Annotated in this window: 10 protein-coding genes; 4 read left to right on the top strand and 6 right to left on the bottom strand. The window is 42.5% G+C overall.

All coding sequences use genetic code 11. From position 1 onward, the window contains the following. Positions 1-250: 250 nt before the first annotated feature. Positions 251-979, bottom strand: coding sequence for a glutathione peroxidase (locus BWD47_RS09140; protein WP_036970241.1), 729 nt, complete (start codon positions 977-979; stop codon positions 251-253). Between the two features lie 130 nt (positions 980-1,109). Here BWD47_RS09140 and BWD47_RS09145 point away from each other — a divergent pair, with 130 nt between their 5' ends. Beyond that, positions 1,110-2,009 (top strand): LysR substrate-binding domain-containing protein, encoded by a 900-nt coding sequence (locus BWD47_RS09145; RefSeq protein ID WP_036971689.1) that lies wholly within the window; start codon positions 1,110-1,112, stop codon positions 2,007-2,009. On the opposite strand, the gene BWD47_RS09150 is transcribed toward BWD47_RS09145, so the two are convergent. Next, complete coding sequence (locus tag BWD47_RS09150) at positions 1,992-3,182, bottom strand: flagella assembly protein FlgT (protein ID WP_036970238.1); 1,191 nt, start codon at positions 3,180-3,182, stop codon at positions 1,992-1,994. The two genes, BWD47_RS09145 and BWD47_RS09150, sit on opposite strands and share 18 nt — an antisense overlap. A gap of 112 nt (positions 3,183-3,294) precedes the next feature. Between BWD47_RS09150 and BWD47_RS09155 the strand changes: the two genes are divergently transcribed. From BWD47_RS09155 to BWD47_RS09165, 3 genes are all read left to right on the top strand, one after another. After that, on the top strand, positions 3,295-3,753 hold the full coding sequence (locus BWD47_RS09155) for an LPP20 family lipoprotein (RefSeq protein ID WP_075593850.1): 459 nt from the start codon (positions 3,295-3,297) through the stop codon (positions 3,751-3,753). Positions 3,754-3,873: 120 nt separating this feature from the next. Continuing rightward, complete coding sequence (locus BWD47_RS09160; protein ID WP_083633653.1) at positions 3,874-4,581, top strand: transglutaminase-like cysteine peptidase; 708 nt, start codon at positions 3,874-3,876, stop codon at positions 4,579-4,581. Continuing rightward, positions 4,575-6,542 (top strand): LapD/MoxY N-terminal periplasmic domain-containing protein, encoded by a 1,968-nt coding sequence (locus tag BWD47_RS09165; protein ID WP_143104609.1) that lies wholly within the window; start codon positions 4,575-4,577, stop codon positions 6,540-6,542. Before BWD47_RS09160 ends, BWD47_RS09165 begins: the two co-directional genes overlap by 7 nt. Here the strand turns inward: BWD47_RS09165 and BWD47_RS09170 are convergent. From BWD47_RS09170 to BWD47_RS09185, 4 genes are read right to left on the bottom strand one after another with little or no spacing between them, the layout of a single operon-like run. After that, the gene (locus BWD47_RS09170) at positions 6,539-7,126 is read right to left on the bottom strand and encodes a response regulator transcription factor (RefSeq protein ID WP_036970232.1); all 588 of its coding nucleotides are present in this window, start codon (positions 7,124-7,126) and stop codon (positions 6,539-6,541) included. The genes BWD47_RS09165 and BWD47_RS09170 overlap by 4 nt on opposite strands. Before the next feature lie 34 nt (positions 7,127-7,160). After that, a complete protein-coding gene (locus BWD47_RS09175) occupies positions 7,161-8,582 on the bottom strand; it encodes an HlyD family type I secretion periplasmic adaptor subunit (protein ID WP_074989852.1) in 1,422 nt (473 codons plus the stop codon). Next, positions 8,579-10,717, bottom strand: a complete 2,139-nt coding sequence (locus BWD47_RS09180) for a type I secretion system permease/ATPase (protein WP_065978386.1) — start codon at positions 10,715-10,717, stop codon at positions 8,579-8,581. The genes BWD47_RS09175 and BWD47_RS09180 overlap by 4 nt, the downstream gene beginning before the upstream one ends. Positions 10,718-10,746: 29 nt before the next feature. Beyond that, positions 10,747-12,750 (bottom strand): TolC family outer membrane protein, encoded by a 2,004-nt coding sequence (locus BWD47_RS09185; RefSeq protein ID WP_227006835.1) that lies wholly within the window; start codon positions 12,748-12,750, stop codon positions 10,747-10,749. Positions 12,751-12,757: the final 7 nt, after the last annotated feature.

A 12,757-nucleotide genomic window follows, 5' to 3' on the forward strand; every position in this document is an offset into this window, starting at 1 on the left:
TTTTTTTGTACTTTTTGTAACAAAGAAGTAATAAAAATGTAGGTATATCCAATATAAATATGAGTAATGTTTAGGTATGAAGGCGCTAAAAATAGCAGGGGAAAAGTTCGTAAGGTAAATAGGCCGCGATTTCTAATGGGCAGAATCGTTAAAGGTTTTATTTAAGGTTTATTCAGCGCGGTTTATAACGATTAAATAGCGTAAATACAAAAGGGCTACAAAGTAGCCCTTAAAGGAAGTTTTGCGTTGCTTATGCAAAATGTTTTTCTAAGTCGTCTGAGCCGCCAATGTGCTGACCACCAATAAATACTTGTGGTACAGTTTCACGACCAGACAAGGCTTTTAAGCTAGTAAGTGACGCATGTTGCCCCAATACAATTTCTTCGTACACAAGGCCTTTGCTGTCTAGCAATGCTTTTGCTTTTATACAAAATGGGCAATTAGGTTTAGTAATAATGCTCACAGGCTCTGGTTTAACTTGCGCTGGGTTGATGTAATCAAGCATGGTATCAGCATCAGAGACTTCAAATGGGTCACCTGGCTTTTGTGGCTCAATAAACATTTTTTCAATCACGCCATCTTTAACAAGCATTGAATAGCGCCAGCTACGTTTACCAAAACCTAAGTCGTTTTTATCTACTAACATACCCATGCCGTCAGTAAATTCGCCATTACCATCTGGAAGCAGGGTAATATTTTGTGCTTCTTGGTTTTGTGCCCATGCGTTCATTACAAATGTATCGTTTACCGAAATACATACGATGTCATCTACCCCATTTTTCTTAAATACGGCTGCAAGCTCGTTATAGCGAGGCAAGTGAGTTGATGAGCAAGTGGGTGTAAACGCACCTGGTAAGGCAAATAACACCACGGTTTTACCTTTAAAAATGTCGTCAGTGGTGATTGACTGCCATTGCTCACCTACACGTGTTGCAAATGTAACGTTTGGTACTTTTTGACCTTCGATATTGTTTAACATTGTTTTTAATTCCTCTTGATTTGTTGAGTACTATTGTGACGGTTTGCTCTTAATAGTTCCAATCGTTTGTTTGTATTGATACGATAGGTAATACCAATCAGTAATAATGCTTAATCATTTTGAGACGGATATGAATTTAAAAGACTTTGAATATGTTAAAGCCGTTGCCCAATTTCAGCACTTTCGTAAAGCGGCCGATGCATGTTATGTCAGCCAGCCTACGTTAAGTGGGCAAATAAAAAAGCTTGAAGAAGCGCTTGGCGTGACTATTTTTGACCGCTCAACCAAGCACGTTACTATAACAGCGCAAGGGCAGCGGCTAGTTGACCAAATTATTGTAATACTTGAGCAAACTCAAGTGTTAAAAGAACTGGCCGCGAGTTCACATGACCCCCTTCAAGGTAAAGTTAATGTGGGTATTATTCCTACCATAGCGCCTTATTTATTACCTACTTTGCTGACCTCAATGAAGCATGCATTCGCTAAAACGCAGTTTTCGTTTATAGAAATGCAAACAGCACAAATATTAAGCGCCCTCGACAAGGGCGAAATAGACATTGCGATTGTCGCTGATGTGCCAGACTTAGAGAGTTATCACAAATCGGCTTTGTACAAAGAAGACTTTTTACTTGCGGTATCTGAACAGCACGCGCTGGCAAGCCATAATGAGGTTGCATTAAAACAGTTAAATGGCGGCGAGTTACTGATGCTTAATGAAGGGCACTGTTTTAAAGAGCAAGCTGAGCAGTTTTGCTTTTCGGCAGGGGTTGAAGTGTCTAATCAATATAAAGGAAACAGTTTAGAAACCTTGCTTGCGCTGGTGGCAATGGATGATGGCGTGACCTTTGTGCCAAAATTGGCGTGTTCACCCAGAGCGGGTATTAACTATGTGTCTATTGCGCCTAATCAGCAGCGTCAAATTGTGATTGCAACTCGAAAACATTACCCACATATCGCTGGGGTAGAGCAATTAGCCGCATGGCTAAATGCTCATAAGGGCTTACACGAACGCTTACTCAGCGCCCGCTAGTTCTATAATGTCGTTAATTTGAATCGCGGGCAAAGGTTGTTTATCGATACTGGTAGCAACCGCTGACTGCTGATACAGCTGTGTTACTTTCACTTGGTTTAAAGTGGTAATTTTGTGTGGCAGCTTATTTCCTTGTGCATCTGTAATGTAGTTGTGATGCGCAATATTTAAAATTTGGCCTTGTTGCAGGCCATGAGCTTTGCCCAAGTTAATAATGAGCGTGTCGTTTTCAATATGTAAGATCTTGCCTTGAGTGGGCAAACACGCCATGGCTGCTTGCAAGTCGTAGGTCAGAGTTTGGTTTACATCACTGATTGCACGGCCATAATCGGTTGCCCAAAATCTATCGCTGTAAACATCGATGATATCGGTTTTTTTGTACGGCCAGACCCCTTCTGCTTGATAGCTTTTCTCCCACAGTTTTTCATAGGTTGTGCCATCAAATAAAACATAATCGACTTTGTAAGCACGTTTAAAGCTGTCGTCCTGCCAAAATGCATAGTCGTTGTTGAGCTTTTGATTAACCGACAGGTCGCGAATACGGCTAAGCAACACGTATTGCGAATTACTGCGACTGGTTATTTCTTCAAGTAGGGCATTACTGTAATCGTATTGTTGGGTAAAAAAGTGATCAACCCTAAGAGGCACGTTGTAATAGGCTGTTGGCTTGGCTGCCATTTGCGTATTACTTAAACTGGCATACAGTTGCTCACTGATCGCTTTATTAACGTCAAAAATTTGGCCCATTCTTGCCTGTTCACGATTTACTAATTGGCTTTGTGTAACCGCGATAAACTTAGTGTATTGATTTGCAGGGCATTCTTCGGCTTGAGGGAATATATCTAAGCGAAGTGTAATGGCATAGGTGTCGTTATGACGGTCTTCGCTGATTAACTCTATTTTTTGGATCTCGCCATGACTGCTGATCTTCAACTGATCTTGTGTCAAAACCCCGTCAACAAGGGTTTGAACAGACGTTACACGGGCTCCTGAAAACACCAATGCTTGGGTGATCGCATCTTTAATGGCGGCTGATTTTGCCTGACTCGTGTCGCCATTTTTCACTACGGCATGCCCTGTAGACTCAAACCATTGAGCTAAGCTATTGTTTGAAAACACAATTGTGAAGGCTAATCCGATACCTTGTAAACTGGCTATAATTTTACGTTTCATGCTGACACCTAGCACCGATAACTATTGATTAGCCTAAACGAGCAAGGAATGTACCAGAAGTGGCATTAAACGTGCATATTTGTGACAAATGAGTTTTAAGCGGAAGCAAATTATGCGAGCACTTCTATTTATTGGGCTTGTTACCTGCGCAGCATTAACGGGCTGTAGCAGTATTTTTGATAAGCATGTTGAGTATACTTACATTGAACCAGATGACTACCCAATACTAAAAGCGGTGGGTTACGCGCCTATTAGTGCGCAGCCAGGCGGCAGTGAATCGCAACGAGCGCTGCTTGCAATTAAAGCCTCTAAGCTTGAAGCCTACCGAGAGCTGGCTGAGCAAGTTTATGGGCAAAAAATTTCCGCCGGCACCACGGTGCAAAATAGTGTTGCGCACAACGATCAATTGCAAAGCCAAGTGCAAGGGGTGATCAAAGGCGCTCAGGTGATCAAAAGCTACGCTGTAGGCGATATGTATGCAACCGAATTACAGCTAGATATGAAACGCGTTCACGACCTTTATATTGGTGAAATTAAGCCACGTGAAGTAAAAAAAGTGACTTATTATTAACCGTTAAATTCTCATAGTTGCAGCTTGGGTGCTATGCTTTTAAGACTGTCGGTTTTAATAAAAGCATACTGGTGATAACACGTTACTTAAACCAAGCTGTTCTGTTCTTTGGCATGGCCTATGCTCAGTAAAGGCGTTGTGAGTGCATGCCGCTTTGCTTGGCGCTATCGCTTTTTTTCGATCCTCTTTTTTTTGGTTTTATGCTTAACGAGCGTCGCGCTTGCTGAACGTTTGGTGATTGAGTTTTCAACCTTTATCCAACAAATGCAACAGCGTTATGGTGCTAACCGAGTGACTGTCGCCAGACAGTGGCAGGGCATGCTGCAACATGCTGCAGGCTTACCCGAGCAGCAGCAAATTTTAGTTGTGAATGACTTTTTTGCCCGCACACTTCGTTATCAAACTGATATAGAACTTTGGAAGCAAAACGACTATTGGGCGACCCCTCTCGAGACCATGGGCAAAGGGTTGGGGGATTGTGAAGATTATGCGATTGCCAAGTATGTGAGTTTACGTGCGCTGGGTATCAGTGACGACAAACTTAGGCTTATTTATGTTAAAGCCCAACTCCCCGGTACTCGGCAAACCCAAGCGCATATGGTGCTCGGTTATTTTACTCAGCCTAATGCCCAACCCCTTATTTTAGACAGTTTGATTGTTAAGGTGCTGCCTGCAGCCAAACGCACCGATCTTAGTCCCGTTTTTAGTTTTAATAGTAAAGGCCTTTGGGCAAATAATTCGACGCAAAGTGTGGCAGATCCAACCGCGAGACTATCGCGTTGGCGTCATATTTTAGAGCAAACGCGTAAAGAAGGAGTTAAATGGTGAGCGTATTTAAAGTGTTAAAACGCAAAAGAAATAAAACCATTACCTTAAAACAGGAATTGTGGATTGCCATTTTAACGGTGATTATTATTGGTTTTGTAAGTAGTTTGCTGATTAGTACCAGCTCGGCGAAAGAATACTTTACCACTGAGCTTAGAATGAAAAATGTCGATAATGCTAACTCGTTGGCATTAATGCTGAGTCAAATGAATAAAGATCCGGTGGAAATAGAGTTACTTATTTCGGCTACTTTTGATACCGGGTACTACCATCGTATTGAGCTCAAAGACCCCCAAGGCGACACCATAATAAAACGCATTTACCGTGGTGAGCTAACCCTAAATGCACCCCGTTGGTTTCGTCATTTATATTCGCTAAATGTGGCGCCGGGCATCGCACAAGTCAGCGATGGCTGGCAACAATTTGGTACGTTATATGTCGAAAGCCACAGCGAATATACGCAAGATGCACTGTGGCAGAGCGCCGTAAATTTATTTTATAGCTTTTTAGCGGTTGCGGTGTCTGCATGTATTGCTGGTGCTTATTTCTTATCAAAAATATTAAGCCCATTGAGCGATGTAATGAAACAAGCGGTGGCGCTGGGTGAAAAGCGCTTTATTAAATCAAAAGTGCCAAGAACCTACGAATTTGCCAAGCTTGTCACGTCAATGAACCAATTATCATCTCGCTTTAGTCGCACAGTCAAAGAAGACCGCCGACGCCTAGAAGAAATGCGCTTTAAAAGTCAGCACGACGATTTAACGGGGCTTGCTAATCGTGAGTATTTTAATGCAACGCTCGATACCTTTTTACAAAACTCACAAGCACACGGTGCTTTATTTCTGTTTAGAGTGATTAATCTTGATGCATTATCTGACCAAGTGGGACGGGTTGAAATGGTGTCATTTTTACGCCGTTTTTCAGAGTCGTTAGTGGTGTTTTTAGAATCAAATGAAGACAGTTTTCGTGAGAGCCAAATTGCACGTATGTCGCATGTCGATTTTTTAGTGTTATTTAGTGATGTCAGCGAGCTAAAAACACTCAGCGATAATGTGCTAAATATACACAAGCAGTTAGTGGCAGAGTTTGCTCAAGTGGAGCTTGGGGTGTCTCATAGTTGTAGCCTTATTAAAGCCGATGATACTCGAGGAGAGTTACTAACACGCGTTGATCAGCTATTAAAAATTGCTATTGCCCAGCCAGGATGTAATGCATACATTAACGACAATGTGCCGGTCCATCAAGAACATATTGATGCCGACCAATGGCGCACAACAATCGAAACTGCACTTAAAGAGAATCAACTTGAAATTGCCTTATACCCAGTCAGTAGTTTTAGTGGCTCGTTACTCCAGCAGCAAATTTCATTGAGTTTACTGTTAAACGGTGAAAAATATCGCTTTGGATTTTACTACCAATGGGCACATCGCTTGCACTTATTAGCAAGGCTTGATTGGAGTTTAATGAAACTGATGATCCTTGAATATGGTGATAGTGAGGATGAATCAATACTTGCCATAGAGCTGAGCGCCGATACTTTGCGAGATGACATGGCTGTGGCCTCTATTTTAACAGGGCTTTCTGCTTACCCGAATTTAGCTAAACGCTTATGTTTTGAGGTAAGAGCGGGTTTTGCAGTGAAAGAGTTTAGTTTGTTTAGAAGCTTTTGTTCGCAAGTACACTGTATTGGCGCCAAAGTTGCGCTTAAAAGAGTGGGGGCTGAGTTTACTAAGCTCACTAAAATACAAGAACTTGGCCTTGAGATGATTAAAATTGACACGGTTTATTGCCACAATATTAGTTTTAGTGAAGACAACCAAACGTTCTTACGTGGCGTATGCTCTTTAGCTCATTCTTTAGGTATTAAAGTGGTTGCAGAGGGAGTTAAAAACCCGAGTGACCAAGCCATACTGCACAGTTTAGGATTTGATGGCTTAGTCGCAATTGAGGAACGTGTTGGTTAATGGCCTTTTACGGCCAACATTAATTGCATACGATCGCGTACTTTTAATTTATTAAAAATAGAGCTCATATGCTCTTTTACAGTCCGCTCTGTAATATGTAAGGTTTGCGCAACCTGTTTATTGGTTGCGCCAGTGACAACGTGATCAACAACTTGTTTTTCACGTTTAGTTAAACAGCTCAAATCGCATTGATGTTGGTAGCTAATAGGTTGGTTTGACAAAACACCGACCAGATTCGACAGTAACTGCCCCGGTAACCAAATACCACCTGAACACACGGTTTCTGCTACTTGCTCGATAATCACTTTACTCGCAAATGCCTCTATGTAACCACGTGCACCAAGTTGAAGTGCTTGACACAGTTGGGCTATATCAAGTTGTGTGGTCATTACGATAACGGGTATGCGTTGGGCGCTGTACTTCTCAACGAGAGACGGCCACTCAGGTCCATCGGCTAACAACCAAATTAATGTGTCTGCAATTAATTGCTTGGGCGACGAGGTATGAACGGCACAATCTGGAAACGCACTTTGCCAATGAGGCGATTGCAATTTATCTTGTGTAATAAAAATACTGCGGCGCATGAATACTCCGTAAAAATGCTGTAATTATCTCGTCTTACCTTTCGGTCATCGCTAAAGACGTTGCACGTAAAATGGGTTTGAAAAGGTATTCTAGTACGGTTTTTTTGCCGGTTATTATATCTACCTGAGTGGTCATGCCCGGAATAATGGTCAGGTTTTCTGAAAAATGATTGCGGTTTGTTTTTAACTGCACAATGTAAAACGTATTATCTCTTTCATCGGTAACGGTATCAGCACTGATATGTGTAACTTCGGCTTCTAAGCCGCCATAAATAGCAAAGTCATAGGCACTGAATTTGATCATCGCAGTTTGGCCTGGACGTAAAAAAGCGATGTCTTTCGGTAAAATTTTTGCTTCGACAACGAGCTGATCATCAAGTGGAATAATTTCAAGAGCATCACTGCCCGGTTGTAAAATGCCCCCGACGGTATTAACCAGTAAACGTTGAACCGTGCCATTCACGGGGGAGCGAATTTCGGTTTGTGTTACTTTGTCGGCAAGCCCTGATTCGGTTTCTTTTACAGCATCTAGACGAAGCAAAGCTTCTGATAACTCGTTGCTCCAGCGGTTGATCATGGCAAGCTCAACTTCGGTTACTTTGTTTTTAGCTTCGTTAATGGCTGACATGGTGCGGTTTATGGCGGCTTTGGTTCTGTTTATTTCGCCTGTGTGCTCTACTATTTGGCGCTCTAGGCGAATAATATCAATATCAGAAACAGCACCAGAGCGTAATAATGGGCGTGTGACAGACAACTCTCGATTGGCCAAACTTAACGAGTTAGTGTGTTGCTGAAGTGCTGCTTTTGCTTCGGCATAATCTTGACGGCGTTGCTCTAATTGCCGCTTGTGTATAGTAACTTGCTGTTCGAGTTCTTGATTACTGCTCTCAAACATGGCTTGTTCATGGGCGATTGCCTCAGGGGCTTTTTCTATAATTTCTGGATCAAACGCGAGAGGTCTTTTTTGGGTTAACGCTTTAAGGCGCTCTACCTTTGCTGTTAACGACAGTATTTTTGCTTGGTTTTCTCTAAATGAAGAAATAAAGCGTGTTGGATCTATCTTTATTAATACATCGCCTTCGTTAACTATTTGGCCTTCTCTGACATAGATTTGCTCAATCATGCCGCCATCATAAGACTGCACGACCTGTAGTTTATGCGACGGGATAACGCGTCCTTCGCCCCGTGCTACTTCGTCGAGGTGCGCAAATGCGGCCCACATAATTAAGGCTAACAGGCTGAAACAAATAATATAAAGCAGTACTTTAGCGCTAGCAGGTTGCTGTTGCATTTTTTCCCATTGTGCATCTACAACCCAGTCTTGACTGGTTGGGGGTGATAACCAACCTGAAAATAACTTTGAAAAGATCGAAGGGCGTTTTGTTTTTTGTTTTTCAAGTGCTTTGTTTAAGCGCTCAAACGAGCGCTGTTCAATAGGTAGGTTATTATCGCTCATGATACTTTTCCTACTGTTTGATGATTTAACGCTGATAACACTTGAGATTTAGGGCCATCGGCAACCACTTTACCGTTATCGAGCACAATGACACGGTCGACCAGTTCGAGTAACGAGGTTCTGTGAGTTACAACGATTAAGGTTTTTTCTTGGCAACTGCGTTTGATGTTATTAATGATCTTAGTTTCGCTGTTGTGATCAAGTGCCGAAGTTGGTTCATCCATCAACAGTATTGGCGGGTTATTTAACAGTGCTCGGGCAATACCAACCGCCTGACGTTGACCCCCAGAGAGTAATCGGCCTTGCTCACCAACTTGCATGTCGAACCCATCGGGGTGAGAGTTTATAAGTTCAAATAACTGACTTTGCTGGCATGCCGAAAGTATTTGCTCATCTTTAGCGTGCCACGCACTGAGGGTGATGTTGTCTTTTAACGAACCAAAAAATAATGAAATGGTTTGGGGTACATACCCAATGTTGTGCCTAAGCTCTGCGGGGTCGATTTGGTGGATGTCGTTATTATCAATTGAAATAGTGCCCGCCGTTGGCTCATACAAACCTAAAATTAGTTTTTCTATGGTGCTTTTCCCTGAGCCATTGCGCCCTAAAATAGCTACTTTTTCACCGGCTTTTATTTTAAAGCTAACACCACTGAGCGCTTCGTTGCTTTCATCGGTATATTTAAAGCGTACGTCGTTAAATTCTATGTCGCCAAGCAACACTGGATGACTTAACCAATGTTTGCCTGTGGGGCGCTCAACGTCTTTTTCCATGATTTCATTTAACGAGTGCATTGCAATTGCGGCATGATGAAATTGCGCGAGTACAGCCGCAGATTGACTAATAGGAGCCATAGTACGTGACGACAATAAGTAGGCGGCAATTAGCCCCCCTTGGGTTAAATCACCTTCGATAATTAGGTGTACACCTACTAACATAATCACCACACCAACACACTGCTGAACCCACGAGCCAGCATTGGCTATAGAAGATGATATTAAGCGACTTTGGGCATTGACTCGGGCTATAAAAATCGTTGATTTTTCCCAGTTTGACTGGGTTTTACATTCACTGTGAAAGCTTTTGACATCTTCAATGTTTGTTAAGCTTTCAACCAAAACAGCATTGCGCATAGAGCTTGCTTTCATGGTTTGTTCTGACAGGCTCTCGAGTTTTCGATGGGCGGCCAGCGCGTAACTCATTAATAGCAGTGCCCCAACGATAATAGGTAAACTTAATTCAACACCAATAATCGCGATGACTGTGAGGTAAAGCAGTACGAAAGGTAAATCGACAAGGGCAATTAAAGTAATGGAGCTAAAAAAGCTGCGCACTGCCTCAAATGATTGAATATTACTGGCAAACGAGCCTGCTGACGCAGGACGGTTTTTTAACTTCATACCCAACACGCGTTCCATGATCACTGCCGACACTTTGACATCAATACGACTGGCTGCCAGCTCTACAAAATAACTGCGCACGAGTCTGAGAATAAAGTCTGCGGTAAGGGCAATTAGTACGCCTGTGGCAAGCACCCATAACGTTTCAGTGGCATGGTTAGGCACAACGCGGTCATAAACATTCATGACAAACAATGGCATTGCAATGGAAAGAATGCCCAAAGCAATGGCAGAAATAATGACATCTTTGTATAAGCTTCGACACTCTTTAATGACACCCCAAAACCAGCCGTCTTTCGACAGTTTTTGCAGTACGGGGGAGCGCGCATCAAAGGCAAACTCGGGTTGTGCATAAATGATCATTGATGTACTGGTTTTATAAAGCTCTTCAAGGCTTAATGTCACAGCAGAGTCTGGCATCTCGGGGTAGATCACTTCGACTTTATCATTTTGAGTGTCGAGTTTTGTAATGACGCAAGCCTCATTCCCTTGCAAAATTAATACGGCGGGTAACAAAGCAACGTTTAAGTCGCAAAGTGCTTTGCGCACAACCTTGGTTTTAAAACCAATACGTTTTGCTGCTCGCGAGAAACCCGATGGCGTTAATAAGCCATCCTCAAGGGGAAGCCCACTAAGCAGTGTTTCACGAGAAAACTCTCGATCATGATAGCGGCATAAAATTTCTAGGCAGTCTACAAGACTGCCGCCGTGGTCGAGTACATCGTTCTCTTGCATAAAATGTCCATTATTAATAAACCTAAAGTTTAAGACCAGCCGTCTTTCATGGCGGGTGGGCGATTACCTTTTTCGGTTATTACCGCTTCAATGCGACGATTTGCTGCGTTTGCGCGAACAGAAATCTCATTTATTCTTGGCTGATCAATTCCATAGCCTAATGACTTCACTCTTGTTGGTGAGATACCGTATTGTTGAATGAGTATTTCAGCGACCGAAAAAGCACGTTTTTCTGACAGTTTTTTATTGTAAAGAGCAGGGCCTTCTAATGAAGCATGGCCTTGGATTTCGACATTTTTACTGGGGTGTTCTTTTAAGAAGTCTGCCAGTCTTGCAATTTCTTGCATATATTCAGGGCGTACAACACTAGAGTCGGCAAGAAAGGGAATACCTATTTCGACATTGCTAGTGTTGCTACGGTACTTTGTACAGCCTCTTTCATCGACCTCCGTAAAAGCAGGAGTTGATGGGCAATCATCATTTTCGTTAGCAACGCCGTCGTTGTCATCGTCAACGAAGGTGCTTGCGGGTGTTGTTGGAATGGTGAGATAACTCGGCATGGCTGTCACACTCATATACGCGTTATCTTGTTGCTTCTTTTTTTGTAAAAAGGCTTGTCGACTCAGGGTCGCTGCAACATCAAATTTAGGACAAATACTGTCAGCACTGAGTGCGATAGGATCGTCGGTTAGCTCACTGATTGCAGGAAATTTATCTGATTTTACATTGAGGGTTTCAAGTAATTTCCCCATTTCGGCTAGCATCGTTAGTATGGCTGCTTGTCTATCGTAAAGGGCTGCAGTGTAAGAGCGATTAGATTGAAATGATTCATTCTCTGCATCAAGTACATCGAGCAATGTGCGCTGACCAATATCGAATTGGTCTTTGTAGGCGTATTTAACTTTTTGCGACGATTCTTTATGGTTAGCGAGCGAAGGTATTTTACTTTGTAGAACTTGTACACTGTTGTAGGCGATTTGTAAGTTCTGCCTTATTTCTATACATGTTTGATCGCGTTGATATTTAGCAACGTTCACTTCTTGATAGGCTTGGTCTAGATTTGCGCTATCGAGTCCGCCGTTATAGAGGTTGTATCTCACATCAATACCAACACGTGCCTCAGAGCGGGTTTCGTTTAACCCTAACTCGTCTCGGTCTTGCATGCCGTAGCGTGCTGATAAATCAACATTCGGATGAAAGGCCGATTTTTGCGAGTCTGCATTGGCTTTTTGTGCTTCGATATTGTAAAGCGATGCATAAAAATTTGGGCTGTTTTTATAGGCGATATCAAGGGCTTGATTTATTGTGATGGGGATTGCGTCATCACTCAACTTTGCCTTTACCGTACCTTGAGTCGGAAGCTCGCCAATAATACGCAAATAGCGTGCACTGACATCATGCAAGTTTTCATATTCTGTCATCACGTTTGACTGCGCTAATGACAGACGACCACTAATTTGTTCAAGATCAGCAGCACGCGCAACGCCAGCTCCCACACTTTGTTCAATCTGCTGATAAACCGATTCATGTTCTTTAAGGTTAATTTCAGCAAGTTCAACAAGCTCGGTAAACTTTTGTACGTCTAAATAAGCGATACTTGCAGCGAGTGCTGTTTTTTCGGCTTGATCTAATAATTCGAAATAACGTATTAATTGGATTCGTTCAAAACGTTTTACGTTATTTGAGGTTCTGAAACCATCGTAAAGCATTTGCCCGAGCGTTAATTCTGCAGTGTTACGGTTATATTCTTCTTCAATACCGTAATTGCGCTTTTCGTACCCAGCACTGGCCGACACATCCACTGTGGGTAAATAGCCAGAACGTGCCGCATCAATACCATGCATAGATGCTTTAAATGCATGCCAAGCTTGTTGCACTTCAGGGTTGGTTGAAATTGCTTTATCTGCCACATAATTTAGCGGCATCACTGAAACTTGTTCTGCATTAGCATTAAAAAAGCTGCCGTTTGCAGCAAATAATAAAGTGAAAAATACAGAGAGTTTCTTGGTAGTGAACTTTTCGCTAATAGTCATATCATCC

The sequence above is a fragment of the Pseudoalteromonas sp. PAB 2.2 genome (assembly GCF_001938575.1).
Classification (GTDB): domain Bacteria; phylum Pseudomonadota; class Gammaproteobacteria; order Enterobacterales; family Alteromonadaceae; genus Pseudoalteromonas; species Pseudoalteromonas lipolytica.